Source organism: Rhodobacter sp. 24-YEA-8 (genome assembly GCF_900105075.1).
GTDB lineage: Bacteria > Pseudomonadota > Alphaproteobacteria > Rhodobacterales > Rhodobacteraceae > Pseudogemmobacter.
This window is the reverse complement of the sequence record NZ_FNSK01000001.1, coordinates 1,522,287-1,547,539: the sequence shown is the minus strand read 5'-3', so window position 1 is coordinate 1,547,539 and position 25,253 is coordinate 1,522,287. Positions and strand designations below refer to the sequence as shown.

The 25,253-nt window shown below is 61.5% G+C and carries 25 protein-coding genes, 2 tRNA genes and 3 pseudogenes; 17 read left to right on the top strand and 13 right to left on the bottom strand.

Annotated features, from left to right (window positions below; all coding sequences use genetic code 11):
• Nucleotides 1–9 precede the first annotated feature (9 nt).
• The 6 genes from BLW25_RS07670 to BLW25_RS07645 all read right to left on the bottom strand — a co-directional run bounded on the left by BLW25_RS07670 (nt 10) and on the right by BLW25_RS07645 (nt 5,964).
• Nucleotides 10–813: an MBL fold metallo-hydrolase gene (locus BLW25_RS07670; RefSeq protein WP_092897868.1), complete on the bottom strand. Its 804-nt coding sequence runs from the start codon at nt 811–813 to the stop codon at nt 10–12.
• A complete protein-coding gene (locus tag BLW25_RS07665) occupies nt 810–1,721 on the bottom strand; it encodes a TatD family hydrolase (protein ID WP_253188280.1) in 912 nt (303 codons plus the stop codon). Before BLW25_RS07665 ends, BLW25_RS07670 begins: the two co-directional genes overlap by 4 nt.
• 30 nt (nt 1,722–1,751) lie before the next feature.
• Entirely contained in the window at nt 1,752–2,891 is a 1,140-nt protein-coding gene (locus BLW25_RS07660; RefSeq protein WP_092897866.1) for a DNA polymerase III subunit delta', read from the bottom strand.
• Between the two features lie 120 nt (nt 2,892–3,011).
• Nucleotides 3,012–3,692: a dTMP kinase gene (gene tmk / locus BLW25_RS07655; protein WP_092897864.1), complete on the bottom strand. Its 681-nt coding sequence runs from the start codon at nt 3,690–3,692 to the stop codon at nt 3,012–3,014.
• Entirely contained in the window at nt 3,649–4,845 is a 1,197-nt protein-coding gene (locus BLW25_RS07650) for a D-alanyl-D-alanine carboxypeptidase family protein (RefSeq protein ID WP_092897862.1), read from the bottom strand. The genes tmk and BLW25_RS07650 overlap by 44 nt, the downstream gene beginning before the upstream one ends.
• 9 nt (nt 4,846–4,854) lie before the next feature.
• The gene (locus BLW25_RS07645) at nt 4,855–5,964 is read right to left on the bottom strand and encodes an SPOR domain-containing protein (RefSeq protein WP_253188279.1); all 1,110 of its coding nucleotides are present in this window, start codon (nt 5,962–5,964) and stop codon (nt 4,855–4,857) included.
• 557 nt (nt 5,965–6,521) lie between these two features.
• Here BLW25_RS07645 and BLW25_RS07640 point away from each other — a divergent pair.
• A tRNA-Ser gene (locus BLW25_RS07640) sits at nt 6,522–6,609 on the top strand.
• A gap of 486 nt (nt 6,610–7,095) precedes the next feature.
• On the opposite strand, the gene BLW25_RS07635 is transcribed toward BLW25_RS07640, so the two are convergent.
• The 3 genes from BLW25_RS07635 to BLW25_RS07625 all read right to left on the bottom strand — a co-directional run bounded on the left by BLW25_RS07635 (nt 7,096) and on the right by BLW25_RS07625 (nt 9,957).
• A complete protein-coding gene (locus BLW25_RS07635; RefSeq protein ID WP_092897860.1) occupies nt 7,096–8,235 on the bottom strand; it encodes a helix-turn-helix transcriptional regulator in 1,140 nt (379 codons plus the stop codon).
• Between the two features lie 100 nt (nt 8,236–8,335).
• Nucleotides 8,336–8,935, bottom strand: a complete 600-nt coding sequence (locus tag BLW25_RS07630) for a hypothetical protein (protein WP_143040469.1) — start codon at nt 8,933–8,935, stop codon at nt 8,336–8,338.
• Nucleotides 8,936–8,946: 11 nt separating this feature from the next.
• Nucleotides 8,947–9,957, bottom strand: coding sequence for an OmpA family protein (locus BLW25_RS07625; protein WP_171909506.1), 1,011 nt, complete (start codon nt 9,955–9,957; stop codon nt 8,947–8,949).
• A 138-nt stretch (nt 9,958–10,095) separates the two neighbouring features.
• Between BLW25_RS07625 and BLW25_RS07620 the strand changes: the two genes are divergently transcribed.
• The 4 genes and pseudogenes from BLW25_RS07620 to BLW25_RS25510 form a co-directional block, all read left to right on the top strand.
• On the top strand, nt 10,096–10,578 hold the full coding sequence (locus BLW25_RS07620; RefSeq protein ID WP_171909505.1) for a hypothetical protein: 483 nt from the start codon (nt 10,096–10,098) through the stop codon (nt 10,576–10,578).
• 133 nt (nt 10,579–10,711) lie between these two features.
• Entirely contained in the window at nt 10,712–11,245 is a 534-nt protein-coding gene (locus tag BLW25_RS25310; RefSeq protein WP_092897852.1) for an SH3 domain-containing protein, read from the top strand.
• Between the two features lie 52 nt (nt 11,246–11,297).
• The gene (locus tag BLW25_RS23925) at nt 11,298–11,708 is read left to right on the top strand and encodes a hypothetical protein (protein ID WP_143040466.1); all 411 of its coding nucleotides are present in this window, start codon (nt 11,298–11,300) and stop codon (nt 11,706–11,708) included.
• Between the two features lie 465 nt (nt 11,709–12,173).
• Nucleotides 12,174–12,422: pseudogene (locus BLW25_RS25510) on the top strand (relaxase/mobilization nuclease domain-containing protein); the annotation flags it as partial.
• Nucleotides 12,423–12,448: 26 nt separating this feature from the next.
• On the opposite strand, the gene BLW25_RS25505 reads toward BLW25_RS25510, so the two are convergent.
• Complete coding sequence (locus BLW25_RS25505; protein WP_394328427.1) at nt 12,449–12,541, bottom strand: zinc finger domain-containing protein; 93 nt, start codon at nt 12,539–12,541, stop codon at nt 12,449–12,451.
• Nucleotides 12,542–12,689: 148 nt separating this feature from the next.
• Here BLW25_RS25505 and BLW25_RS25500 point away from each other — a divergent pair, with 148 nt between their 5' ends.
• Together BLW25_RS25500 and BLW25_RS07605 are read left to right on the top strand one after the other, a co-directional pair.
• Entirely contained in the window at nt 12,690–13,292 is a 603-nt protein-coding gene (locus BLW25_RS25500; protein WP_394328426.1) for a hypothetical protein, read from the top strand.
• A gap of 14 nt (nt 13,293–13,306) precedes the next feature.
• On the top strand, nt 13,307–15,313 hold the full coding sequence (locus BLW25_RS07605) for a type IV secretory system conjugative DNA transfer family protein (protein ID WP_092897848.1): 2,007 nt from the start codon (nt 13,307–13,309) through the stop codon (nt 15,311–15,313).
• A gap of 1 nt (nt 15,314) precedes the next feature.
• Here BLW25_RS07605 and BLW25_RS07600 read toward each other — a convergent pair whose 3' ends face one another.
• Nucleotides 15,315–15,710: a tyrosine-type recombinase/integrase gene (locus BLW25_RS07600; RefSeq protein ID WP_394328445.1), complete on the bottom strand. Its 396-nt coding sequence runs from the start codon at nt 15,708–15,710 to the stop codon at nt 15,315–15,317.
• 90 nt (nt 15,711–15,800) lie between these two features.
• Here BLW25_RS07600 and BLW25_RS07595 point away from each other — a divergent pair.
• Nucleotides 15,801–16,948, top strand: a pseudogene (locus BLW25_RS07595) (IS3 family transposase).
• A gap of 447 nt (nt 16,949–17,395) precedes the next feature.
• Here the strand turns inward: BLW25_RS07595 and BLW25_RS07590 are convergent.
• Nucleotides 17,396–17,485 (bottom strand) — tRNA-Ser (locus BLW25_RS07590).
• 283 nt (nt 17,486–17,768) lie between these two features.
• Here BLW25_RS07590 and BLW25_RS07585 point away from each other — a divergent pair.
• The 5 genes and pseudogenes from BLW25_RS07585 (at nt 17,769) to BLW25_RS07565 (ending at nt 21,053) form a co-directional block, all read left to right on the top strand.
• The gene (locus tag BLW25_RS07585) at nt 17,769–18,785 is read left to right on the top strand and encodes a DUF2059 domain-containing protein (protein ID WP_171909504.1); all 1,017 of its coding nucleotides are present in this window, start codon (nt 17,769–17,771) and stop codon (nt 18,783–18,785) included.
• Between the two features lie 257 nt (nt 18,786–19,042).
• Nucleotides 19,043–19,417, top strand: a pseudogene (gene rplU, locus BLW25_RS07580) (50S ribosomal protein L21); the annotation flags it as partial.
• 84 nt (nt 19,418–19,501) lie between these two features.
• Nucleotides 19,502–19,771, top strand: coding sequence for a 50S ribosomal protein L27 (gene rpmA / locus BLW25_RS07575; RefSeq protein ID WP_092897840.1), 270 nt, complete (start codon nt 19,502–19,504; stop codon nt 19,769–19,771).
• A 143-nt stretch (nt 19,772–19,914) separates the two neighbouring features.
• Nucleotides 19,915–20,535, top strand: coding sequence for a GNAT family N-acetyltransferase (locus BLW25_RS07570; protein WP_092897838.1), 621 nt, complete (start codon nt 19,915–19,917; stop codon nt 20,533–20,535).
• Entirely contained in the window at nt 20,535–21,053 is a 519-nt protein-coding gene (locus tag BLW25_RS07565; RefSeq protein ID WP_092901703.1) for a GNAT family N-acetyltransferase, read from the top strand. The genes BLW25_RS07570 and BLW25_RS07565 overlap by 1 nt, the downstream gene beginning before the upstream one ends.
• A 45-nt stretch (nt 21,054–21,098) precedes the next feature.
• Here the strand turns inward: BLW25_RS07565 and BLW25_RS07560 are convergent, their stop codons facing one another.
• Complete coding sequence (locus tag BLW25_RS07560; RefSeq protein WP_171909503.1) at nt 21,099–21,878, bottom strand: PAS domain-containing protein; 780 nt, start codon at nt 21,876–21,878, stop codon at nt 21,099–21,101.
• 248 nt (nt 21,879–22,126) lie between these two features.
• Here BLW25_RS07560 and BLW25_RS07555 point away from each other — a divergent pair, with 248 nt between their 5' ends.
• From BLW25_RS07555 to BLW25_RS07540, 4 genes are read left to right on the top strand one after another with little or no spacing between them, the layout of a single operon-like run.
• Nucleotides 22,127–23,020 carry a YicC/YloC family endoribonuclease gene (locus BLW25_RS07555; protein WP_092897834.1) on the top strand — a complete coding sequence of 298 codons (894 nt, stop codon included), beginning with the start codon at nt 22,127–22,129 and terminating at the stop codon, nt 23,018–23,020.
• A gap of 14 nt (nt 23,021–23,034) precedes the next feature.
• Nucleotides 23,035–23,670 (top strand): guanylate kinase, encoded by a 636-nt coding sequence (gmk, locus tag BLW25_RS07550; protein WP_092897832.1) that lies wholly within the window; start codon nt 23,035–23,037, stop codon nt 23,668–23,670.
• Nucleotides 23,667–24,194 (top strand): gamma carbonic anhydrase family protein, encoded by a 528-nt coding sequence (locus BLW25_RS07545; protein ID WP_092897830.1) that lies wholly within the window; start codon nt 23,667–23,669, stop codon nt 24,192–24,194. Before gmk ends, BLW25_RS07545 begins: the two co-directional genes overlap by 4 nt.
• Nucleotides 24,194–25,237: a sensor histidine kinase gene (locus BLW25_RS07540; RefSeq protein WP_092897828.1), complete on the top strand. Its 1,044-nt coding sequence runs from the start codon at nt 24,194–24,196 to the stop codon at nt 25,235–25,237. Before BLW25_RS07545 ends, BLW25_RS07540 begins: the two co-directional genes overlap by 1 nt.
• Nucleotides 25,238–25,253 lie beyond the last annotated feature (16 nt).

The window sequence follows — 25,253 nt, the reverse complement described above, 5'->3', positions numbered from 1 at the left end:
TGCTGGGCCTCAGCCCGGGATGTCGTATTCTATGACCATGCCGTCAAAGGCGGGGCGGATATGCCGGGGCAATTCGCCACATAGCGTGTCATAATCCAGGTCGAGATGCATATTGGTCAGAACTGCCCGCTTCGGCGCCGCACGGGAAATCCAGTCCAGCGTCATCGCCAGATGGGCATGGGTCGGATGCGGTTTGCGGCGCAGTGCATCGACCACCCAGCAGTCAAGCCCCTGCAAATGCTCCCATGCTGCATCGGGCAGGGCGACGGCATCGGGCAGATAGGCCAGCGGACCGATCCGGAAACCGAGCGCATCGATGGTGCCATGTTCGGCGAGGAAGGGGATGAATTCAATCGCGCCGCCCGCGCCTTCGATCACGACGGCGCCGTCGATCGTGTTCATCTCGAGGATCGGCGGATAGCTGCTGCCGGCGGCCTGGATGAAAGCATAGGCAAAGCGCGAAAACAGCGCCTCCTGGGTCGGGCCATCGGCCCAGACCGGCAACCGACGCTGCATGTTCAGAACGATCTGGCGCAGGTCATCCAGCCCATGGACGTGATCGGCATGGGAATGGGTATAGATCACCGCATCCAGCGTGCCGATGCCGGCATCCAGCAGCTGATCGCGCATATCCGGGCCGGTATCGATCAGCACACGGGTGGTGCCCCCGGCACTGATCCGTTCGACCAGCATGGAACACCGGCGACGCCGGTTTTTGGGATTGGACGGGGCACAATCGCCCCAGTTATTGCCGATCCGCGGCACGCCACCGGAAGAGCCGCAGCCGAGAATGGTGAAGCGCAGGACGCTCATGGCTGGCCTCCGGTCACCGACACGGCACTGGCTGACGACAGGACCGGGTCAGGTGCGCGGCTTTCACCCTGCAAAGCCCCGAACGCAGCGGCCCGGGAAAACAGCCGGTCGAAATTCGCGCTGGTGGCGCGGGCAAATTCGGCCTCGCTCAGCCCGAAAAGACCCGCGCCCACACGGGCGGTATGGGCGACATAGGCCGGCTCGTTGCGTTTGCCCCGATAGGGCGGCGGCGCGAGATAGGGGCTGTCGGTCTCGACCAGTACGCGTTCAAGCGGCGCGCGGGCGAAGATATCGCGGATCTCCTGGCTTTTGGGGAAAGCGGCGATCCCCGACATCGAGAGGTAAAACCCCAGATCCAGCGCCACTTCCGCCAGCCTTGCGCCGGAGGTGTAGCAATGCATCACGCAGCTGAAGGGCGCGGCTTTCATACCATCTGTCAGCAGGCGCTCCATATCCTCATCGGCATCGCGGGAATGGATCACCAGCGGCAGGCCAGAAAGCTGCGCCGCCTCGATATGGACCCGGAGCGAGGCGAGCTGCGCGTCGCGGGTCTCGGGCGTATAGTGGAAATCGAGGCCGGTTTCGCCCAGTGCCACGAATTTGGGATGCTGGCTCAGCGCGATCAGCTCCGGCGCGGTGATTGCCGGTTCCTCGGTCACATGCAGCGGGTGGATGCCATAGGTGTAGAATACGCCGGGATGGGCCTCGGCCAGGCCCTGGCAGAGGGGCAGCCGTGCGATCCTGGTGCAGATCGTCACCATCCGCGTGACACCGGCTGCGGCCGCACGGGCGATCAGGTCATCGGTCTGCCCTTCGAAATCCGGGAAATCGAGATGGCAATGGCTGTCAACAAGCAGCGGCAGGGAGGGCATATCGGCGGGCGTATCGGGCAGCAATTCGGGGGGCATCGTGTTCCGGTCTCGGTTCTGGCCGGCATGTCAGCCGGAGGCGAGGCTTCCCGCCATGGCGTCGATCCTCAGCAGGATATCCATGAGAAGGGCGGCAGGGTCAAGGTTGACCGACTTGCCGCGCCTGGCGCGGAGCGTCAGGCTTTGCGCAAGTTCGGCCCAGGGGCGGGCGGCAGCGGTTCCGGGCGCGAGCCGGGCAAAGAGCGCGGCTTCGCCCGGCGCGGCCTCGGGCGGGGTTTCGCGTTTGGCGGCAGCCCGGGCGAGGCGCGAGAGGAAAAGCTCGATCTGGGTCAGGACGAGGTCGAACCGGTCACCCTGGCCCCGGGCACCGGCGGCCTCGCTCAGCGCAAGCGCGCGCGGGCGGTCAAGGCGCGGCAGGGTGGAGAACAATGTCACCAGCGCGGCATAGGTTTCCAGCCCTTCGAGATTGGTCAGGCGAAAGGCCTCGCCCGCCGAGCCGCCCGCGAGCTCGCTCAGCGCCGCGATCTCATGCGGCTGTGCCAGGCCGCCGGCCTGGGTCAGCGCATCGGAAAGTGCATCGGGGGCCAGCGGTGTCAGGCGCAGCTCGCGGCAGCGCGAGCGGATCGTCGGCAACAACCGCGCCGGCTGATGCGAGACCATGAGGAAAGTGGTGCCGGGAGGCGGCTCTTCCAGCAGTTTCAGAAGCGCATTGGCGGCATTGGGGTTCATCTCGTCCACGCTGTCGACAATGGCGACGCGGCGGCCCCCATCGGCTGCGGAGAGCGCGAAGAAGCTCTTCATCCGCCGGACCTCATCGACAGTGATCACCTGTGAGATGGCGTTGCGTTTGTCATTCGGGGCGCGGCGCAAGAGGAAAAGCCGCGGCTCGGCCAGGGCGCGCATCCGCCGCGCGACCGGGCTTTCGGGATCGGTATCGAGCGAGCCGGGCGGTTCAGGCGCGCCGAAAAGGCCACCATCCGTGCCGGGATCCGGGGTGGTCAGAAGGAAACGGGCGATCTTCCAGGCCAGAGTGGCCTTGCCGACGCCTTTGGGGCCGGTGAGCATCCAGGCGTGATGCAGCCGGCCATGGTTCCAGGCGTCGAGGAAACCGGCCTCGGCAGCCTGCTGGCCAAGCACCGCGGCGGTCTCGCGCGGATGGGGCGCGCCTTCGGTGCGGTCGGGTTCCGGAAGATCAGGATCGTCAGCCATGGGCTTTCATTGCATGTCAGGGGGCCTGGGGAAAGGGGCTGCAGGCAGGATGTCGCGCGCGGGGGCATTGCCCAGGCTTTGCTCGGTCAGGTCCGCGCAAAGCCCCCCGGAACATCTCAGTCAGGAGGAAGGGGGCAGTTCCGGCGCCACGGTCTCGCGGATGCGCGCAGCGATCTGGTCGGGGGAGGCATCACCGCTGATCACCCGGAACCGGCCCGGATGGGCATGGGCGAGGGTGAGAAAGCCGTCACGGGCAGCGGTCTGGAAGGCGAGGCCCATATCCTCGAACCGCATCTCATGGCCCTGGCGGGCGGTGGCGCGGGCAAGGCCGGTTTCGGGGGCGAGGTCGATCAGCAGGGTGAGGTCGGGTTCGATCCCGATCATCAGGTCGTGGAGCTGGTCGACAGTTGCCGTCAGATCGCCCCGGGTCAGGCCCTGGAAAATGCGGGTGCTGTCGGCGAACCGGTCGCAGATCACCACCTCGCCGCGGGCAAGCGCCGGGCGGATGGTCTTTTCGACATGGTCACGGCGGGCTGCGGTGAAGAGGAGGATCTCGGTCTCGGCCGACCAGCGGTCGGTGGCGCCCTCAAGCACGAGGCGGCGGATTTCTTCGGCCCCCGGAGAGCCTCCGGGTTCGCGGGTCAGGGTGACCTTGCGGCCCTCGGCACGCAGGCTCTCGGCAAGGCGCCGGGCCTGAGTGCTTTTGCCGGATCCGTCGATCCCTTCGAAGGAGAGGAACAATCCCGTCAATTCGGCCTCAGCTGGCCGGAGCGGGCGCAACCACTGGCGCTGGCCCGACATAGGTGTTCCACAAGATTCCCGAGGTTACCGTCAGGCGCCGCACAAAACCGGCTTTCGCGACCGGTGCCTCGGCCACCAGCGGCACATGGTGATCGGGCAGGCCGGGGATCTGGATGATCAGCTCGGCAAGCTCGGTGCCGGCTTCGACCGGGGCGGGGATCGGCCCGTTATAGACCACGGAGGCGTTGATATTGGTCTGGCCCATGGTCGGCACCAGCAGCGTCAGATCCTTTGCCGGGGTCAGCCCGACGGTCGCGGCCTCGCCCATGAAGATTTCTGCCTCGGCAACCCGGCTGCCCTGTTTCACCACGGTTTTCGCGGCGAACTGGCGGAAGGCCCAGTTGACGATGGCCTCTGATTCCTGGGCGCGCGCCGCATCGGTCTCAAGCCCGGTGATCACAAAGACCACGCGACGCCCGTCATCATGGACTGCCGATCCGACAAGGCCAAAGCCCGCCTCCTGGGTGTGACCGGTCTTAAGCCCATCGGCCTTCCAGTCGCCGCCCTTGATCCTCAGCAGCGGATTGCGGTTCTCGCTGTTCGAGGGCACGCGGTCTTTATAGACAAAACCCGTCATGCCAAACATATGATAATACTCGGGAAATTCTTCGATCAGCCGCACCGCGAGGATGCCCAGATCCTGCAGGCTCATCCGCTGGCCCGGGTCCGGCCATCCCGAAGAGTTGGCGAAATGTGACTGCGCCATGCCCAGCTCGCGCGCGCGCTCGGTCATCAGGCGCGAGAAATTCTCCTCGGACCCCGCCATGCCTTCGGCCACGACCACACAGGCATCATTGCCGGAATTGATGATGATCCCGTGCAGGAGGTCTTCGATACTGGGCCGGTCATCGGGTTTGACGAACATTTTCGACCCGCCCATCTTCCAGGCCTTTTCCGAGACCGAGAATGTGTCGGTCATCTGCATCCGGCCCGATTTCAGCGCCTCGAACACCATATTGATGGTCATCAGCTTTGACATCGAGGCCGGCGGCAGCGGCTCGGTCGCGTTCTTGTCCAGCAAGACCGTATGGGTGGTCACATCATACACCCAGGCGGCACGCGCCTGGGTCTCAAAGGCCTGAGCCGGCACCAGGGCGGTTGCAAGTGCCGCGATGGCGTATTTGAGCGAAGAGAAAAGCCGTCTCAGGGACATATCTGTATCCTATTTCAGCATATAGGCATCGGCAAAGCCGGCGGATTTGATTTTCTTCAGCGTGGCAGAATCGCCTTTGGTAAAGACCGACCAGTAATCCTTGCCCTGCGAGCTTTCCTTGCGGATCTGGGCGGTGACACCGGCCTTTGCAAGCTGGCCCTGGGCGCGGGTGGCATTGGCCTCTTGCGAGAAGAAGCCGATCTGGATCGACCGGCCTTTGGTGGCGGCCGGCGCGGGGGCAGGGGGAGCAGCCTGGGCTGCAGGCTGTGCCGCGACCGCACCCGCTGTCGTGCCGGCGCCTGCGGCAGCGGTGGCTTCTGCGGCTGCAAGCCTCGCATCTGCCTGTTTTGCGGCCTCTTCCGCCTCGCGTTTCAGCTGGCTTTTGGTCTTTTTGGTACCGGCCTGTACCGGGGCTACCGCAGCGGTTGCGCCGGCGGCGGGCAGGGCGGCCGAGGTGACGCCACCACCATCCAGCGGACCCGTCGTTACCGGAGCCTTCGCGACAGCGAGGCTTTCATTGCTGTCGAGCACCGGCTGACCGGGCGCGGTCTGCTGCGTCTCTTCGCGGCGCAGGGCCGTCACTGAAAGCTTTGCCGGTTGCCCGGCAAGGAGCCCGAGCGCATCAGCCGCATCTGACGAGATCTGCAGTTTCGGCCCGGGATTGTCGGCCTCACGCCTGAAAAGCGCGCCGATGACGAATTTCCCATTGGCCTGATTGCGCATGATCACCCGCTCGGGGTCGGTCACATTCGGCGAGGCGACCCAGACGCCGCCCAAGGACGGCCGCCCGTCCCAGAGCGCCTCCTCGGTGACCTGGAAGACCTGAGGCGCTTCGACATCGCGCTCGACGATCGTGGTTGACCGTTTCGGTTTCGCGGCATTCGCGGCGGATGCTGTCGCCGCGCTGCCGCCGGGCGAAGATGTGAACGGTCCGGTCCCGGGCTCGCAGGCGGCAAGCGCCAGCAATGCGCCCGTGGCAAGCAGGGCCGTGCGAATCCGCCCCATTGCAGCCAGACCGCCCTTTACCGGCGCACCGGCCGGCCGGCCAGCGCCACGCAGTGCCGGGAAACCGACGGGAGCCTTCAACTCCGGATCGGCTGGCTGTTCACATCTGCTCATGTCCGCCCTCATACGCGCCATACGCGGTCTCGAATGCCGCGCTTTTAAATTGTTTTTCAGGCGATCACAGAAAAACGGGCATCACCTTGCGGGGATCCCTCATCCCGCACCCGGAACGGGTCGGTCCTGTCGCCGGCCGTCCCGCTTGCGGGAATGTCTGTCTGCGTTGCCTGTCTGCTCTTTTGCGCGTCAGTATACCCAGAGCCCCCCATTATGGAAAGAGCCGAGGCGGCCCTGCCTTTCACGATTGGCGGAGATTGGCAGGGGGTTGGGGTTCTGTGTATTTTATAATGAAATACATATGCTTAAGTAGTATAAAAGGTGCAGATGCCCTGACGCCGTCCTGCCGGATCTGCTTATCCTCGAGTGATGGCCGCACCTTCAGTCCACAGCTGCCCGCCCATGCGATGCGCCAGGGGGAGGCGCCGTCTGGCAAAAGGTCGGAGGCCGAGTTCACATTATCAGCTTGGAAATTGTTTCAGCAGTCAGTAAGCAAGACCTGCGTGATCGGGCGGGCAACCGTCGCCTCGGGGTGACCCCGCCTGAAACGCGCATGCGGATGAGTGGCCGAGTGGTTTAAGGCACTGGTCTTGAAAACCAGCGAGGGGCAACCCTCCGTGGGTTCGAATCCCACCTCATCCGCCAAAACTTCAGAAACATAGATTGTTATGTAGCTGATTTTAAGTGATATATTGGCTGTATTCCTGTTGCCAAGGCACCTCTGGTTTCGTGCTGCTGGGCATTTTACTACATAAAACGCTGCACCTTGCCCTGCTCGTACGCTGGAGCGGGGGGCCAGTCCTTCCACTCACTTTTGCGCTCCTTTGCTGCTCTTTCCTTGAACAGTATTTCGCAAAGGAAGCCGATCAGAAACTGGAATGGCGCGTCGTGGCGGTGCGCATAGGCCACCTGGTATCACCTGTGGCGTCGGGGCGAAGCATTTGCGCTGAGCAGGTCAGGCTTCTGTGTCTGTTACATGGCACTGAACAAGGCGCCTTCTCTGGCCCGCGCTTTAGGACTGCGTCACTCGCCTGACCGCGGGCAGTCGGCGAGGCTGCGCGGGGGCATTGGCCGACGTCGCCCGGTCGGGGGCACGACCCGATCACCTTCCGACGGGCCGAATTGTGCTGTTCAGACCGGGGCCAGCGCACCACGGGCCAGCGCGACCAGCTCCGCCTGGCGATGCAGCCCTGTCTTCTCATAGATCCGCAATGTGTGGGTTTTCAGGGTGCTGAGCGCGATGCCAAGATCTTCAGCGATCTGCTTCGCAGACTGACCGGTGCAAAGCCGTTGCAAGACCTGCGTCTCTGCGCCTGTCAGTGCGTAAAGAGACGCGAGCGCTTCCAGCGCAGCTGACCCTTCTCGCAGTGACGGACCCGCGAGGAAGAGCATGTATTGCGCGCCTGCCGATCCCGCCCTGCCCGTGATCGGCAGGACATGCGCGACCCATGGCGCATTTTCAGCATCTGTGAAGGCCGTGCCAAAGGGGCTGGCCTTTGCGGGATCATCGCATGCGCCGACCGAAAGCAGCGCTTTTCTGACCCGGCGCTGCGCCTCCGGGTCCGTCAATATAAGCGTGCCATTGACCACCCTGAGGATGCCGCTATCTGCGACAACCTTTTCCGCCGCACTATTGTGGAAATGCAGATGTAGATCACTGTCGATCATAAAGAGAGGAGCACGGATCGCGTGCAGTGCGGTTTCCAGATTGGTCTGACGGATTTGCTGCATTTCCAGCACGCGGCTCACGGCTATCGCGCGTTGCAGATGCGGCACAAGGAGCCGCATGATCGCGATCTCGCGCGGGCCGACCAGGCCGTGGCTTTCATGACGGTTGAAGCCGATGGTTCCGAGCATGGTCTCATCGCGTGTCAGCCCCACGGCAATGGCATCGACAAAACCCTGAGGCTGATTGAAACCGAGATGAAAGGGATCAGCGCTCTCCTCGGAAATCGCAACCGGATTGACCGCTGAGAGCACCGCCGGTTCCTCAAGCGGCATGTTCCGCACAACGGCTTCACCGCCCCAAAGCGAAACCAGCCCGTCCGAGAATTCGTGCAGCCGCCCGAGCCAGGCGGGATCAAACCCGGTGGCAGAGGCCAGCAGGGGCTGGCCCGTTCCCAGATCAATCAGACTGACAACACCGGTGCGAAGATCAAGCTCGTCACAAATCGCGCCCATCGCATCCGGCCAGAGGGATGGATCAAGGGCACAGTCATAGATTCTGGCAATCAGAGCAGAAAGGCGTTCCGGGGAAATATGTAAGTCCATATGGCAAAATCCTGGTCAGACCCGCCATATTGATCCCTGGGCTCTGCTTTCTGGCAAGAAAAATCGAACGCTGCCGGTGGTCAGGCAAAACGGGGGCAGTTCAGGGTTTCGGGAAATTGCCACCTTTGAAAACGCGATCCTCAAACCGCGGCCAGTCTCTCAGCTTCAGCTCTTTTCGGGGCGGCGCGCCGCTGTTTTCGGTCGGAGGATCGACGCTTTCCCGGCAGCTGTCCCTGCATTCCATCACAAAGTAGGAAACCTTGCCGTCGAGCCCATTCTTGCGCCTGTATTCAACTTTGACTGCGCCATTGAGGTTGTTCTCGAATGTCCCAACGCAAAATCCGCCGGGCGGGAAAAGCCGGATATCCTTGATCCAGATATGGGCCTCGTCATCGACGGAAGGGCGGCCTTCCGGGTCATCGTAAACGGCAAGATAACCGCCGGCGATATCTGCCTTTTCCGGGTAATCCGTCACGAATTTCACCGAGCGGAATTCATCATTCAGGTTGCCAAGGCCATGGCCGCGGATCCCGTTCACCGCCCGGAACTGGGTGGTCAGACGCACCTTTCCCCGGCAATGGTTCTCGGAATAGAAATAGATCATGACCGCCTCGGCACGATCAGGCGTGACAGAAAAAGCGGCGACGGCAAGTGCCGCGGCCTTTGTCCAGGCTCGCGCACGGTTCCGAAGCAGGGCCATGGTCCGGCTCATCAGCGCAACCTCAGTTCTACACGGCGATTTTTGGCTTTTCCGGCGGAGGTCGCATTGCTTGCCACCGGCTCATCCATGCCCCGCCCGGAGGAGGTCAGTCGCTCGGCTTCGATGTCAAAGCCATTGACCAGCGCATCGACCACAGCCGCTGCACGTCTTTCTGACAGTCCCTGGTTATGTGGCCGCCCGCCATCGCTGTCGGTATGGCCGATGATCTCCAGCTTCAGTGCAGGATCATCACGCAGCATCATGGCAATCTCGAAAACCTGTTCGCGCGATGGCGGCAACAGGATGGCGCTGTCCGTATCGAACAGCAGATTGTCGAGCGTAACGTTTTCCCCGGCGACCAGCTTGTCGCGCATCGAAGTGGCGCCGGTCAGCCCCGGCTCATCCCCGGTGATTACGGTCTTGGTGATCGCCATGACCCCCTTTTCCGGGGTATCGGCAAGCGCCACCTGCATATGGATGACATTCTCGCCGGTGCCTTTCGTCAGATAGAGCAGCCGCGCGCCGCCGGTCTGGAAAAGGTTGCGAACGATCTGCATATCAAGCGCATCCAGCGCGGGCATATTGTTCGGCTTATCAAGCAACAGACCGACATAGAGCCCCGGCACCTTGTCGCCGCTGGTAAAGCAGTCGCCACGTTCGGAGTTGCAAGAGAAGACCACGTCATAATCGGCATCCTTCGCCGCCGCCTCAAAGCTGCGGGTGATCTGCAGTGCGCTGTCGCCCGGCGCGAAGCGGTAATAGGCATAGATGATCCGCCCCTCGAGAAGCTTCCAGTTCTCGCCCTCGGTCGCTTTCGTGAGCGAATCAGAGACCGGGCCGGTGATCATCCAGGTCTCGTCATAATTGTCGATCCGGGGTGTCTTTTCGGTCGGAGTCGCGATGGAAAAGAAGTCCAGCAACTGTGGCAGCTCCTGCGCACCGGCCGTTGTCGTCATAAGGTGGCTGGCAAACAGGCAGGATGTCAGGGCGCGCGCAACAGATAAGATGGACCGGGTCTTCATGGGAACTCCTAAAGCGTAATTATCCAACCGGCCGCAGATTTTAGAGGAAATATTTTCAGTCACATCCACCATTTGGTGGATGCTTTCCCGGCTGGGGCCGCAATGATCCGGAAAGGACATCCCGTCGCTGAGAGGCATATGATCTTGAATTATTTCACCTGCCCTCTGCCAACGCCTTGCAGTATCGGCGCCCATCTTTCGACAGGGCTGTCCGGGATGTCGGATCCTGCACAAAATAACGCAATATGGTTGCCGGATGGGCGGACTTTCTTTGGTAGCGGCCGCGTGGCAGATGCCAATCCGGGCTTGAAAGGCGCGCAACGCAGCCTCGTCAGAACCATAGTTGTCATCGCCCTGACCTTTGCCATGCACACCCCGCCAAAGGCAGCCATCACCGGATACAGCGACAGCGCAAAGGTCATTAAAATAATCCTCGATGACAGATACATTTCAACTGCCCTGAATGATCGAAAAATCAGCTCAATAGAGGAAATAAATCAGGGGTATCGGATCAGCAGCGATCAATGTCATGTTGACGTCATTGTAACGCATATGATCGCTGCACGCCCTGGGTCGACCCCATTCACGTTTCGGATAGAAAATATTAAATGTATGCCGTAATTTTTGAATATTTCCCTATATTGCAATCATTGCGGGTGCGCAAAAAACCCTTTCGTCATCATTTGTTTTTTGAAGATTGCGGTGAATTCTGGTGACCAAACACCACCCTGTCAGAAATGTGAAAGGAAAATTTATGCGATTTGGCGGAATATGTGCGGCCATATTTATCCTCGCGGTCGTGGCAGGTCTCCCTTCCGCGTCAATGAGTCAACTTATGGGGCGTGGCGGAAGCATGCCCGGCATTCGGGGTGAAGCAACGCAACTTCTGGCTGTTCGCAATGGGCCGGGTAAGTCCTACACGAAACTTGGTGAGTTCCCCAAAGGAAGTGAGTTCGTGTTCCTGAACATATCCAGTTGCATGAACGGATACTGCCTGGTTCAGGGACCGGGAGGCATCCGAGGCTGGATCCTGAAAGATGGGACTACTGACATTACAGTTCCCTTGCCAGACCGTATTGATTCTGTCGGCTATGGCGTTTCCCAGAACAAGCTCAACCTGCGGTCAGGCCCAAGCAAACACGACGAAGTGATTACGGTTATTCCAGTCGGACAGCCTCTGCATATGCTGAAATCGAACTTGTGCCGGAACGGCTATTGCTATGTCGAGACGGCTTCCGGTCAGCGTGGCTGGGTTTTGAGATCCCCTCTGTCAATCGCAAAGTACTGATGCCGTCCGGAGCGATGTCGACATTGTCACTTTAAAACAACGGAGATCTGATGTGATCGGAAAAATAAAATCACTTCCCTGGATTGTGGCAGCCACAATATCTTTTCTGTCTCTGCCTGTGCATGCAGAAACAACGCCAGGTCTGAAAAATGGCTGCCAGGTATTCGAGCATAAGGATTTTAAAGGGCGGTCATATGTTTTGACTTCAGGAATGATGCTTATTGCAGCCGATGACCCCGGATACAGAAGCACCACGAATGGACATAGTTTTCAATATACCGAAGTGTTTTCCAGGCGCTGGAACGATGACATAGGTTCGGTCAAGATGGGCCCCGGATGCAGGGTTACCCTCTATGAACACGTCGACAAGCGAGGAAAAAGTAAAACCTTCTCAGGAAACACCGCCCGGCTGGGGTGGTGGAATGACGAGGCAGGAAGAGCAAGCTGCCTGTGCGACAAATAACGCTCCAGCGGTGCGCTCTTTGTGGAGCGCTGACAGAACATCAGAGAAGGTTGTCCCGGTGCCTCGGGTACCGGGTGACATGACGACCGGCTCGGGATCGGGTTCGGTCAGGAGGGGCAAGCTCGGTGCGCTGACCTTGACCTTGCCTTCGTCGCGCTCCTGGAGGGCGTTCAATGCTTCGAGCTGCACTTCGGCCAGCGAACGCAGCAGCTCGGCTCTCGCACGTCAGGCACCAGACCGCGCGCCTTTAGATCGTCGGCCGCATAACCGACAAGAGCCTCGGCCCCATCTTTCTCTATGCGATCGCCACCAGAAGCCGGAGCTTGTTCGCATAGATCGCCCGGGAGTAAGTCATGAAGTCGGTCGTTGTGCTATCTCGGACAGCACGCCTTTGTCGTCAGCTTTCAGAGATTCCCGATAATGAGGCTTTGCTGCGGTGGATAGGGTACGCGGTGCAAGCAGTTCCTGTTTTCACTTAGCCTGAACCCACCCAAGGACGGGAACGCAAGCCTTGATGATCTCATGGCGGCGGCTGACCAAGCTGAGCGCAAGCTCGGCCTGGTCGGCCAGCCTCGCGCCGTGGTGATCCATGAAAAGAAAGGGCGCAGGCACGCCCATGTGGTGTGGTCGCGTATTGATGCCGAGAGCTTGAAGGCGGTGAATCTGCCGTATTTCAAAACCGCACTCAACGCCTTGTCCAAAGACCTGTATCTTGAACATGGCTGGAAGCTGTCGGAAGGTTACCGCGAAAAGGGCTGGAAAAATCCTCTCAACTTCACACTTGCTGAATGGCAGCAAGCGCAGCGGATCGACCTTGATCCGCGTGAAATCAAACAGGTATTTCAGCAAGCTTGGATCGGATCGGACAACCAACAAAGCTTTAAGGCAGCCCTTGAGGATAGCGGATATTTTCTGGCGCGAGGTGATCGGCGTGGCTTTGTCGCGGTTGATATTCATGGTGAGGTGTATTCAGTCGCCCGCATGACGGGGGTGAAAACCAAGGACGTAACCGCCCGTCTTGGTAGTCCTGATGCTTTGCCTAGCGTTGAAGATACGAAAGCGCAGACCCAAGCCAAGCTGTCAGCGGGTTTGAAAGAGCATCTGAAATCCTCGCGTGAAGAACAACGCCGCGCCCTGAAACCGCTTGAGGATGAACGCGCCAAGTTGGTGCGCGAGCATCGTGCGGAACGGTTGCGCTTGGAGCGCGGCCATGCACAGCGCTGGCAGGCGGAATCCAAAGAGCGGGCCGAACGCTTACGCTCTGGCCTGAAAGGCGTGCTGGATTTTATCACAGGACGGGCGGCACAGACGCGGGCGCAGAATGGCCGTGAAGCGGTCGCGGCATACCAGCGTGACCGCAGCCAGCGGGAAGGGCTGTATCAGGTGCAGGCCGCAGACATGACGGCGCTGCATCAGCGCCGTGCTGATCTTAAAACCCAGCAACGCCAAGAGCGTATGAAACTTGCTGCGAAGATAGGCCAGATGCTGCGCCTGACGCGGGCAATGGGGTTGGATGCGAAGAAAGCTCCCGATGCTTCCCGCCCCAGAACCCCCAAACAACGTGGCTTTGATCTCGACCTTTGAGACGGGAAAACACCATGACCAATAGCATTGTCAATCTGCCTACCCTGCACGGCGTGGCACATTCCATGTCCGGTGCGGTCACAAACACCGATGCATCTCATATCCCGCTCGGCACGGCGGCGTGGCACAATTTAGACGCTGCGGGTGCTTTCCGGTTTCGCACGGGTGATCTGTGGTTGTCGCGTGATCTTGCAGGCGAACCTGCCGGATACCGTGATGACCGCCATGTGCTGCTGGTGAGCGGCACCCGCATGGGAAAAGGCGCGTCTGTAATCGTGCCGAATTTGTGCCTGTGGCCGGGGTCGGTAGTGGTGATCGACCCCAAGGGAGAAAACGCTATGGTCACTGCCCGCAGACGCGGGGCGGGATCTGCCTATAGCGCGGGCTTGGGACAGCGTGTGTTGATACTTGATCCCTTTGGCGAAGTGGTGCGGGGGGGGGGCGATGATTTTGCGGATATGCGGGCAGCGTTCAATCCGCTGGATGTGATCCTGACGCGCAAGCGCGAGGCGGTGGACGATGCGGCGCGTATGGCGGATGCCTTGATCGTCAGCGAAGGGGGTGGGGATTCCTTCTTTGATGATACGGCCAAAGGCATCATCAAAGCGCTGATCCTGCACGTCGCCAGTGATCGGAGCTATGCCGATCATCAACGAAACCTCCTGACCCTGCGCCATGCACTTCTGGCAGGCGATGATGAAATGCGCCGCCTTCTTGAGCGTAACGGTGTGGAAGAACTGCCCAGCGGTATCAGTCTGCTGTTTGCGCGGATGCGACACAACGGCGCGTTTGGCGGGGTGGTCGCAAAGCACGGGGCGATGTTGCAAGAATTGCTGGAGGCTTCGCCGCGAACGTTGATGTCAGCGTTGCAAGTGGCGCGGACGAACACAGATTTTCTGGACAGCCCTGCGCTGCGTTCCTGCCTTGATAGATCGAGCTTCCAGCTATCTGATCTAAAGACCGCACCCACCAGTCCGTACCTGTGTCTGCCGCAGCGTTTCATGGGCAGTCATTACCGCTGGCTGCGCATGATGACTACGTTGATCTTGGGTGAAATGGAACGCGCCCGTGTGCGCGTTCCGCCCAAACACCCTATGCTGATGGTGCTGGATGAGTTTCCGGCGCTTGGGCGCATGAAGGTGATTGAGAACGCAGCCGCGCAAATTGCGGGCTATGGCGTGAAGATGATGTTTGTGTCGCAAAACATGGCGCAGTTGAAGGACGTGTATAAAGACAACTGGGAAACCATGGTGGCGAATGCGGGCGTGAAACTGTTCTTCGGGAATGATGACAATTTCACACGCGAATATGTTTCCAAGATGATTGGCGATATGGAACTGCGCCGTTGGGCACAAAGCTATAGTCATAGCGAGGGGCGCAGCCAGAGTGAAAGCCACGGCACCCAACGGGGGTATTCCGGCAATCGCACGATTGGCTCGTCCAGCTCTGCATCATTCGGGCAAAACGGCAGCTTCACGTTAGGGGATTCCCGAAGTGCCAGCGAAGGCTGGTCACGCGGTGAGAGTCGCAGCACGACACATGGCACCAGTGAGGGGAACACCAAGGGTGCTAGTGAAACCTTCCACAAGCGCCCGTCGCTGACGCCGGATGAAGTAGGGCGGTTGTTCGGTAGCCGCCAGAACCCCGCCATGTTGGCGCTGATCTCTGGCCTGCAACCTGTCGCACTAAAGCGCACCCTGTATTTTACTAATCCTGTGCTTGCGGAAAAATTCGATCCGCACCGCGATCATGCACCGCCGCTCACCCGTGCGCAGATTGCACAGCGGGATATGGCGGTGTTCTTCAAGCACGTACTGGCAACGCCCCCGCCGCCTGCCCAGAATAGAGCCGTAGCACCTTCGGCGCAGAATACCCTACCTCCGCGCGAGATTGTGCTGCCAGTGCGCCCTGCCAGAACGGGTTTGGTGAGGCTGGCGTTGCGCTCTGCAACATTCATGGCGCTCAAGATCTTGGCGGTGGGCGGTGCGGTTGCGGCCTATGCCATTGCAATCGGATTCTAGCTCACCACATGCGGCTGGCGATTTCGCGTTCTTCATGCCCCAGCACATGGGTATAGATAGCGGTTGTAGACAGGCTGGCATGACCAAGCCAGCGCTGCACAAGTGTAATGGGGATGCCTGAACGGATCGCGTGTACCCCGTAGGCATGGCGCAAGCCCTTCGGTGTGGCGTGAGGGCCTGCGCCTATTTTGGCGTCTTGCATGACGGCCTTTATCAGCCACCATGCACGGCTGCGCGAGAGCGTCCAGAGCAGGGCATCTTCTGCCCCGCTCAAACTTTTCAGTTGATTGATGATATGATCGGGCACGGGGATTTCGCGCACGATGAAGGCACCGCGTTTTTTCAGGCTGCGCACAGCTATGGTGCCGTCACTTGCGTTGATGTTGTCACCTGTCAGCGCAAGCGCTTGAGCTACTCCCCGGAAATCGGACAGTGACGGAAGCTACGATCTGACGTTTGCTGGTCTCCACGGACGAGGAGATCAGGCATGCGAAAACGCAGGAACCATGACGCGGGCTTCAAGGCGCGCGTGGCACTTGAGGCCATCAAGGGCGAGCGCACTGTGTCGGAGTTGGCGGCCGAATACGGCGTGCATCCGACGATGATCCATCAATGGAAGAAATCGCTGCTCGACGGGGCTGCGGACATCTTCGAGCGCGGCGGCAAGAAGCCCGCGACGGAGGTGGATGAAGAGACGGTCCGGTCATTGCACGCCAAGATCGGGGAGCTGGCTGTCGCCAACGATTTTTTGTCACGAAAGCTCAAGCCGTGGAGCGGAAAGTGAGGCGTGGGATGATCGAACGGGACCACCCTGCACTGTCGATCGGGGCGCAGTGCCGCCTGCTGTCGATCTCGCGCTCGTCGTTCTGCCACGAGCCGGCTGGAGAGACTGATCAGAACCTCGGCCTGATGCAGCTGATCGACCGGCAGTTCATGGATACGCCCTTCTACGGCGTCCGGCAGATGACCTGGCATCTGCAAAACGAGGGGCACGGCGTGAACCAGAAGCGCATCCGGCGGCTGATGCGGCTCATGCGTTTGATGCCGATTTACCAGAAGCCCAACACCAGCAAGCCGAGAAAGGGCCACAAGACCTATCCCTACCTGCTGGGCGGGCTGCGGGTCGATCGCCCCGGTCAGGTCTGGTGCGCCGACATTACCTATCTCCCGATGCGGCGGGGGTTTCTGTATCTGGTCGCCATCATGGACTGGTTCACGCGCAAAGTTCTGGCCTGGCGCATATCGAACACCCTGGAAGCGGACTTCTGCGTCGAGGCGTTGAACGAGGCCATCCACCGGTTCGGCGCGCCCACAATCATGAACACTGACCAAGGCAGCCAGTTCACGTCCTTCGCTTGGACAGATCGGCTGAAACGCGTCGGAACCCGCATCTCGATGGACGGCAAGGGGCGGTGCATCGACAATGTCTTCATCGAGCGCCTGTGGCGGTCCCTGAAATACGAATGCGTCTATCTGCATGCCTGGGAGACCGGGTCTCAGGCAAAGGCCGCAATCGGATCCTGGGTCAGCTTCTATAACCATCGGCGGCCACACACTGCCCATGGCGGGTTGCCCCCCGCCGTGGTCTACTTCAACAGCATCGAAACCGACCGGCAGGCACAGGCAGTAGCTTAAACATCCTCGAAAACTGTCCAAGCATCGGGGAGTAGCTCACTGTGCAGGCCAAGGCGATGACGAAAGCTTATGAGCGCGAGATCGCCAAGGTTGATACCCAGATTGAAGCGTTGCTTGATAGGATCGTTGAAGCCACATCGGGTACGGTGACGAAGGCCTATGAGAAGCGGATCAGCACACTTGAACGCAGCAAGATCGCGTTTGAGGAAAAGCGCCTGAACTGCACTCAGCGACATGGTACCTTTGAGGAATTGTTCGAACTCGCCTTCGGTTTCCTCGCAAACCCTTCAAAAATATGGAATCTTGGCAGAATCGAGTGCCAAAAATTAGTGCTGAAACTGGCGTTTTGTGATCGTCTGGAATATGCACCGGAAACAGGGTTTCGAACCCCAAAAACGTCCTTACCCTTCAAGGCGTTAGGCGCGTTTACCCACAGCAAATGTGAAATGGCGGAGAGGGTGGGATTCGAACCCACGGTAGGCGCAAACCTACAACGGTTTTCGAGACCGCCCCGATCGACCACTCCGGCACCTCTCCGCGCTTTCTGGGGGTCGTCTATGGAGGCGGGGTTTAGCTTCGTGTTTCGGGAAGCGCAAGCCCGTTTCGACAGGATTTTTCTCGGGATGAGTGTTCAGGGCGGAAAATTGGCAGCGGCCGGGTTGGATGGCGCGCGCCCTGTGAAAGATCAGGCGGTCTTTGCGTCGCGCAGGGTTTGCTGACCCGGCGCGGGCCGCGCACGCAGGTTTGAGCGATCCCCCACTTGGCCTCTGACCTGGCCATGCTTAGGCTGCATCTGAAACCGGCAAACGGGAGAAGCGGGATGCAGCGCAATGAGGGAAGGCGAGGTCTGGCGGTCAGGCATCTGGACCAGGGCGCGGCTTATCCGTCCCGAAGCTGGCCGCATGCGGCAGCTTTCGCTGCGCTGATTGCGGTCTTGCCCATGCCGGGCGCCGATTTTGCGGCGCTTGCCGAGGGGCGTGACGGGGCGGGCACCGAACAGGCGCCCATCGATCAGGCCCCCACCGGACAGGCGCTGACAGACCAGACTGGCGGTGAGGACGCGGCCGCTCAGGACGCGACTCTGGCGGCTCTTGAGGAGAGCCTCGGTCTCGGCGCGCTGTTCGGGGTGATCGCGCGCGAGGGGCACTTATATGGCGAGGGGCTCGATCAGGGCCTGCTCGGGGGCAGGGGTGGTCTTCGCTGGCAGGCCAGTGTGGCGCGGATCTATCAGCCCGACGTCCTGCGGGCGCGATTCTCGCAGGCGATGAGCGAGGCGCTGGCGGGCAGGCCTGAGGTTCTGGCCGATGCGGTTGCGTTCTTTTCGTCTCCGACCGGCAAGGCCATTGTGGCGCGCGAGATCGCGGCACGCGAGACGCTGCTGGAACCGGACAGCAAGGAGGCCGCCGAGGTCGCTGCAGGCAAGCTGCGCGATGCGCGTGCGCCAAGGCTCAGACTGATCCGCAATCTGATTGATGCTTCGGATCTGATCGAGGGGAATGTCGCCTCGGGTCTCACCGGATCGGCGGCGTTCAACGAGGCACTCGCGGCCACGCTGCCGCCGGAGCAACGCTTGCCGGAAGCCGACCGGATGGCCCAGGTCTGGGCGCAGGAGGCCGAGATCCGGGCCAGCACCACCTCCTGGCTTCTGACCTTCATGACCGAGGCTTATGCACCGCTCAGTGACGCCGAGCTGGAGCAGTTCCTCGCCTTCAGCAAAAGCGAGAGCGGCAGGGCGCTGAACCAGGCGCTGTTCACCGCTTATGGTGAAACCTTCCGGGTGGTGATGCAGGAGCTGGGCCACGAGGCGGGGCAGGTGCTGCGCGGCGCGCGGATCTGAACCTACCGATCCGGGACGGGCAGGGGACGGAAGCAAACCTGTCGGGCCCGGGCCGCGCCGGCTGAATGACTTGACGCGATGCCTGATGCAGATCATAAGCGCACATCTTCCCCAGGGTGCGAATCCAGGGGCGGATTCTTTTTGAACATCATCCGGTGACGGATGCGCTGTCCGAAGGCGGGGGAACCCATGAACACCAAAGACCCGGTAAAGGGTCAGAGGGGCCACAGGACGCGGGCAATGAAGGAAGACAGATTATGACCTTTGCGGTCCTGAAAACAGGCGGCAAGCAATACAAAGTGCAGGCGGGTGACGTTCTGCGCGTGGAAAAGCTTGATGCCGTCGCTGGTGAAAAAATCCAGTTCAACGAAATCCTGATGGTGGACAGCACCGTCGGCGTGCCCTTCGTGGCCGGCGCCGCTGTGCAGGCCGAAGTGATCGATCAGATCAAAGGCCCGAAAACCATCCACTTCGTCAAGCGCCGCCGGAAGCATTCGTCGCAGCGCACCAAAGGCCACCGTCAGCACCTGACGCTGGTTCGCGTGACCGAAGTTCTCGCCGCTGGCGCTGACAAGTCGGGCGTCAAAGCTGCGACCGGTACCGCTGATGCGCGCCGCACCGCTCATGAAGCCCCGGGTGCTGCCAAGGCTGCTCCGGAAGCTGCCGAGAAACCGAAGCGCGCCCGCAAGGCCGCTGCTGCAGAGGAGTAATCCCCCATGGCACAGAAAAAAGCAGGCGGTTCGTCCCGCAACGGTCGCGACTCGGCTGGTCGTCGCCTTGGTGTGAAACTCTATGGCGGCCAGGCTGTCATTCCGGGCAACATCATCGTGCGTCAGCGCGGCACCACCTTCTTCCCGGGTGAAGGCGTTGGCATGGGCCGTGACCACACGATCTATGCGGTTGCCGAAGGCGCAGTCAAATTCCGCAAGGGCCTCAAGGGCCGCACTTTTATTTCGGTGCTTCCCGTTGCGGAGGCGGCCGAGTAAGCCGAACCTTTACATATCAGATGTATCGGAGGGATCGGCTCTAAAAGCCGGTCCCTTTTCTCATTTCCGCCGTGGAAAAGCCCGGGCGGCTATGGGAGAACGAGGATCCGATACCCACATGAGCTTCGAGCAGGAGGGAAGCCATGGAATTCGAGACGATCCGCAGCCCGGGGCCTTACGGCGCCGGTAAGGGAATCGCTGCGGCAGCTGCTTCAGTGGAAGGGGTCAGTGACCTGCAGATCGCGGCGGGGCGCTTTATCCTGCGCCCGGTCCGGGCCTCTGACGCCGGTCTGATTGCGCATTACGCCGGCGATAAACGCGTGGCCGATGCGACGCAGAACATCCCGCACCCATTCCCGCCCGGCGCCGCCGAGGCCTATGTCAACCGGTCGATGAACCATGACCGGCCGGGTTCGGTCTGGGTGATGGACGGGGCCGCACATGGTCTGTCCGAACTTCTCGGGGTGATCAGCCTTAAACCGATGGAGGTGAAGGCAGGCCGCTCCGGCCAGTCCGAGGTCGCCTATTGGGTCGCGCCGGTATTCTGGAATACCGGCATCGCTTCCGAGGCGGTGCGGGCGCTGGTTGCGGCCAACCCTCTGGAAGACAGCACCTATTTCGCCGAAGTGTTCCAGGACAATCCCGGATCGGCCCGCGTGCTGACCAATGCGGGGTTTGAATATCTGGGCGATGCCGAGGCATTTTCGGTGGCGCGCAATGCGATTGTGCCCACCTGGACCTATATCCGCAAAATGGTGAAATGATGCAGATCCGCGATGCCCTTGACCATGACGCCGCGGGCATCGCGGAGATCTATAATCACGCCGTGCTCCATACGACCGCGATCTGGAACGAAGCGACGGTGGATGCCGCCAATCGCATCGACTGGATGGCGGCCCGGCGCGCGGGGGGCTACCCGGTGCTGGTGGCGCAGGCCGAAGATGGCGGGGTCACCGGCTATGCCTCATACGGCGCCTGGCGGGCCTTTGATGGCTATCGGCTTACGGTGGAACATTCGGTCTATGTGGGCGTCGCCTATCGCGGTCTTGGCCTCGCTCATGCGCTGATGGAGGCGCTGATCACCCGCGCCCGTGCGCAGGGCCTGCATGTGATGATCGCCGGGATCGAGGCGGAAAACACCGCCTCGCTGGCGCTGCATCGCAAGCTCGGCTTCAGCGAAGGCGTGGTGATGCCCCAGGTCGGGCAGAAATTCGGCCGCTGGCTCGATCTGCACTTCATGAGCCTGCAACTGGATCAGCGCGAAACCCCTGCGGCGGGCTGACGGCCGGGCAGGGTGCCAGGCGCTGCCCCGTTATTGCCCGCATTTTCAGTCTGACGAATGCACCAGGCGCAGCTTTGGCCGTGCCGGAGGTTCTGTCGCCTGCCCGTCGCCACCCGCAGCATCCCCGAGGTCGGGCACCGTAAAATCGGCAGGTCTTTCCGCGAAGATGTAATCCGGGACCCGCTCTTCCGGCTGGCTGTTCGGGGCCTGCGGCAAAGCGGCCTGGCCAAAATCCGGCAGGGTGACTGAATGCCCCGGCCTGGCGGAGGCCGATTTGATCCGCTGGCCCAGCCGCTCTTCCACCGCGCCTGCAACCATGAACCGACGCGGCGCACGGCCGATCTCACCCAGGGTCGAGAGGCATCCGAGTACTGTCGGCTGGCCCCGCAACGGTACTGCCAGCGGCAGGAGCAAAAGCCGTGCCGTCAGCGCCGGGCGACCAGGGCCGCCTTCCGCCTGCAATTCCATCGTCACGAGGGAATTATGATTGCAGACCCGTTCCACTGTATGGGCCAGTGCCGGCCGTGCCTCGGGCAGGAATATCGCCGAAAGCGGCAGGCCCTGCATATCGACCCCGGCCGGAGCAGAGACCCGCCGCCCGGCGATTCTCAGTCGCAAAAGCCCCTCGCCGATCCGCTCGGCCAGGAACACATCCTCCAGCGCCGGCAAAAGCCCGCGCGGATCCAGCGCCGCCGGCTCCGGAAGCGCGCCGCCCGGCCCGATCAGCCCTTCCCAATAGCCGCGCACCCTTTGCAGGCTAATAAAACGTGCCTCTTCAGCCGGGTCGCGCCGTGCCGGTCCGAGGGTGAAGAAATCCTGTGTCAAACCCGCCTCCTGCACCAAAGGCCGGGCGGACCCGGTCGCCTGTGTGCCTGTAACGTAACCTGTAACGCCCCCGCGCCCCTGTACCCCGATACGCGAGACCGGTGGAGCCGGCCGTCGCAGTGATGTTGTATCGTCAGGTATATTTTAGAACAAAATCTACCGGGTTTGCATGGAAATCTCTTAAAATGGTAAAGAGCTGTTATGGGAACCTGAACGGTCCGGGCCAACCGGGCTGATGGGAGTTTATTTTGACAATTTCAATGACGGGATTTGCGGCCGGACGTGGTCAGGCCGTGGGATTTTCATGGGCCTGGGATCTGCGCTCGGTCAATGGCAAAGGGCTTGATCTGCGGCTCCGGGTGCCGGACTGGATTGACGGGCTCGAGGCGGGGCTGCGCGCCGCGCTGCAAAAGGCGCTCGGGCGTGGCAATGTCAGCCTGTCCTTACGGCTGAGCCGGGACGAAGGCGCCCAGGCGGGCCCGCGCCTGAATACGGAGGTGCTGGATGTGCTGTTGCGGCTTGCGGGCGAGGTGACGGCGCGGGCGACTGCGGCCGATCTGCTGCTGACGCCGCTGACGGCCGGCGATCTGATGGCGATGCGCGGAGTGATCGAGACGTCGGGCACCGATGAGGATACCGCGCCGCTTGCGGCAGCGATTCTCGCCGATCTGCCGGCGCTGATCGAGGCTTTCAATGTCTCGCGCGCGGCGGAGGGCCAGGCCCTGAACGCCGTGATCGCGGCGCAGCTGGGCGGGATTTCCGACCTTGTCGCGGCGGCGAAGTCCGCCGCAGAGGCCCGCCGCCCGAAAGCCCGCGAGGCGCTTGGCGAGGCGCTGGCGAGGGTCGGCAGGAATGTCGATGGCCTTGATGAAACCCGCCTCGCGCAGGAACTCGCGCTGATGGCGGTGAAAGCCGATATCACCGAAGAGATCGACCGTCTTACCGCCCATGTCGCGGCGGCCCGGGCCTTGCTGGCCGATCAGGCGCCGGTCGGTCGTAAATTCGACTTCCTGATGCAGGAATTCCTGCGTGAGGCCAATACGCTTTTGTCAAAGTCTCAGGATATCGACCTGACCCGGATCGGGCTTGACCTGAAGACGGTGATCGACCAGATGCGCGAACAGGTGCAGAATGTCGAATAACGGGGAGTGGTAATTTGGCGCGGCGCGGGCTTCTTCTGATCCTTTCCTCCCCCTCGGGCGCAGGCAAATCCACCATGGCGCGGCGGCTGATGGATTGGGATCCGACACTGAAATTCTCGGTCTCGGCCACCACGCGCAAAGCGCGGCCCGGCGAGGAACATGGCATCCATTACTGGTTCCATGACCATAACGGCTTTCGCGCCATTGTGGATCAGGGGGGGATGCTGGAACATGCCGAGGTCTTCGGCAATTTCTACGGCAGCCCGCGCGCGCCGGTCGAGGCCGCGATGGCCGAGGGCCGCGATACCCTGTTCGATGTCGACTGGCAGGGCGGCCAGCAGATCCGCAATTCGGCCCTAGGGCGCGACGCAGTATCGGTTTTCATCCTGCCGCCCTCGATTGCGGAACTCGACCGCCGGCTGCGTGGGCGGGGTCAGGACAGCGAAGACGTGATCGCAGGCCGTATGGCGAAAAGCCGCGACGAGATCAGCCATTGGGCCGAATATGATTACGTGCTGGTCAATGACGACCAGGATGAATGTTTCGAGCGGCTGCGCGCCATCATCACCGCGGAGCGGCTGAAACGGGAAAGACAGCCCGATCTGGCCGGCTTTGTGCGCGGTCTCAATGAGGAGTTTGCCGCAAGATGATCTGGGAACTCGATGGGCTCGCGCCTGAAATTGATGCGGAAGCCTGGGTTGCGCCCTCGGCCGAACTGATCGGCAAGGTGCGGCTGGGGCCGGGGGCGAATGTCTGGTTCGGCGCTGTGTTGCGCGGCGATAATGAGCTGATTGATGTGGGCGCGGGCTCGAATATCCAGGAACATGCGGTGCTCCATACCGATATGGGCTATCCGCTGGTGATCGGCGCGAATTGCACCATTGGCCATAAGGCGATGCTGCATGGCTGCGAGATCGGTGAGGGCTCACTGATCGGAATGGGGGCGACGGTGCTGAACGGGGCAAGGATCGGTAAAGGCTGTCTGATCGGCGCCTGTGCCCTGATCACCGAAGGCAAGGTCATCCCCGATTACAGCCTTGTCATGGGCAGCCCCGGCAAGGTGGTGCGCGTGCTGGATGAGGCCGCGCAAGCCCGCCTGATCCTCTCGGCCGAGGGCTATCAGGCCAATGCGCGCCGCTTCCGCGCCGGACTGAAACCGGTGGGGCACGCGTGATGTCGGACGAGGACGGCGAGGCACAGCCTGGGCTGGTCGAGCAATTGCTGGATGGGCTGCCACTGCCGGCCTTCACGCTGGACGACCGCGACACGGTCCGGGCGGCCAATGTGCCGGCGCTGGCGATTTTGGGCGAAAAGGCGCGGGGCCGTAACCTGGCGCTTTCACTGCGCGGTCCGGAGCTGCTGGATGCGGTTTCAGGCACGCGGCGGGATGGGGCGCAACGGCGCATCCTTTTGCGCCTGCCCGATGATGCGCAATACCGGGTCAAGGTCTCGGGCCTGCCCGCCGCCGATCCGCCGCAGGTGATCTGCGTGATGCAGGATGTGACCTCGGAGGCGCAGAACGAGGCGATCCGCCGTGAATTTGTCGCCAATGTCAGCCATGAGCTGCGCACACCGCTGACGGCGATGATGGGCTTTATCGAAACGCTGCAATCGGCGGCGAAGGATGACCCGGTGGCGCGCGACCGCTTTCTTGGTATCATGTCGCGCGAGGCCGGGCGGATGAACCGGCTGGTGCGCGATCTTCTGCATCTGAGCCGGGTCGAGGCTGAAGAACGGGTGCGGCCGCGCGAAACCATTGATCTGCCCGGAATTCTGCGCTCGGCTGCGGCCTCGGTGCGCCAGGTGGCCGAGGCGCATGGCTGCACGATCCGGTTTGAGGGGATCGACGGGCGGGTCATGGTGCCGGGAGATGCCGACCAGCTGACCCAGGTTTTCCTGAACCTCATGGAAAACGCGGTGAAATACGGGGCGCGCGACAAGCCGGTGACGGTGACCATCACGCGCGAGACCACCTCGCGCGGGCCGGCGATCCGGGTGGATGTGGCCGATCAGGGCGACGGGATCGACCCGATCCACCTGCCGCGCCTGACCGAGCGGTTTTACCGGGTCGATGCCCATCGTTCGAGGGCTGAAGGCGGCACCGGACTGGGGCTCGCCATCGTCAAACATATCATCAACCGCCATCGCGGCTGGCTGAAGATCGAGAGCGAAAAGGGCAGGGGCTCGGTGTTTTCAGTGATGCTGCCCGAAACCTGACGGCCCCCAAACTGAT

Bases quoted from the DNA above. Each gene is read 5' to 3' on its own strand.
- BLW25_RS07670 (WP_092897868.1), bottom strand. From the start codon at position 813: ATGAGCGTCCTGCGCTTCACCATTCTCGGCTGCGGCTCTTCCGGTGGC.
- BLW25_RS25500 (WP_394328426.1), top strand. From the start codon at position 12,690: ATGACGGGGGTGAAAACCAAGGACGTAACCGCCCGTCTTGGTAGTCCT.
- BLW25_RS25310 (WP_092897852.1), top strand. From the start codon at position 10,712: ATGCGATTTGGCGGAATATGTGCGGCCATATTTATCCTCGCGGTCGTG.
- BLW25_RS07650 (WP_092897862.1), bottom strand. From the start codon at position 4,845: ATGTCCCTGAGACGGCTTTTCTCTTCGCTCAAATACGCCATCGCGGCA.
- rpmA (WP_092897840.1), top strand. From the start codon at position 19,502: ATGGCACAGAAAAAAGCAGGCGGTTCGTCCCGCAACGGTCGCGACTCG.
- BLW25_RS07625 (WP_171909506.1), bottom strand. From the start codon at position 9,957: ATGAAGACCCGGTCCATCTTATCTGTTGCGCGCGCCCTGACATCCTGC.
- BLW25_RS07660 (WP_092897866.1), bottom strand. From the start codon at position 2,891: ATGGCTGACGATCCTGATCTTCCGGAACCCGACCGCACCGAAGGCGCG.
- BLW25_RS07635 (WP_092897860.1), bottom strand. From the start codon at position 8,235: ATGGACTTACATATTTCCCCGGAACGCCTTTCTGCTCTGATTGCCAGA.
- BLW25_RS07630 (WP_143040469.1), bottom strand. From the start codon at position 8,935: ATGGCCCTGCTTCGGAACCGTGCGCGAGCCTGGACAAAGGCCGCGGCA.
- BLW25_RS07540 (WP_092897828.1), top strand. From the start codon at position 24,194: ATGTCGGACGAGGACGGCGAGGCACAGCCTGGGCTGGTCGAGCAATTG.
- BLW25_RS07665 (WP_253188280.1), bottom strand. From the start codon at position 1,721: ATGCCCCCCGAATTGCTGCCCGATACGCCCGCCGATATGCCCTCCCTG.
- BLW25_RS07565 (WP_092901703.1), top strand. From the start codon at position 20,535: ATGCAGATCCGCGATGCCCTTGACCATGACGCCGCGGGCATCGCGGAG.
- BLW25_RS07570 (WP_092897838.1), top strand. From the start codon at position 19,915: ATGGAATTCGAGACGATCCGCAGCCCGGGGCCTTACGGCGCCGGTAAG.
- BLW25_RS07620 (WP_171909505.1), top strand. From the start codon at position 10,096: ATGATCTTGAATTATTTCACCTGCCCTCTGCCAACGCCTTGCAGTATC.
- BLW25_RS07605 (WP_092897848.1), top strand. From the start codon at position 13,307: ATGACCAATAGCATTGTCAATCTGCCTACCCTGCACGGCGTGGCACAT.
- BLW25_RS07645 (WP_253188279.1), bottom strand. From the start codon at position 5,964: ATGAGCAGATGTGAACAGCCAGCCGATCCGGAGTTGAAGGCTCCCGTC.
- BLW25_RS07545 (WP_092897830.1), top strand. From the start codon at position 23,667: ATGATCTGGGAACTCGATGGGCTCGCGCCTGAAATTGATGCGGAAGCC.
- BLW25_RS07585 (WP_171909504.1), top strand. From the start codon at position 17,769: ATGCAGCGCAATGAGGGAAGGCGAGGTCTGGCGGTCAGGCATCTGGAC.
- tmk (WP_092897864.1), bottom strand. From the start codon at position 3,692: ATGTCGGGCCAGCGCCAGTGGTTGCGCCCGCTCCGGCCAGCTGAGGCC.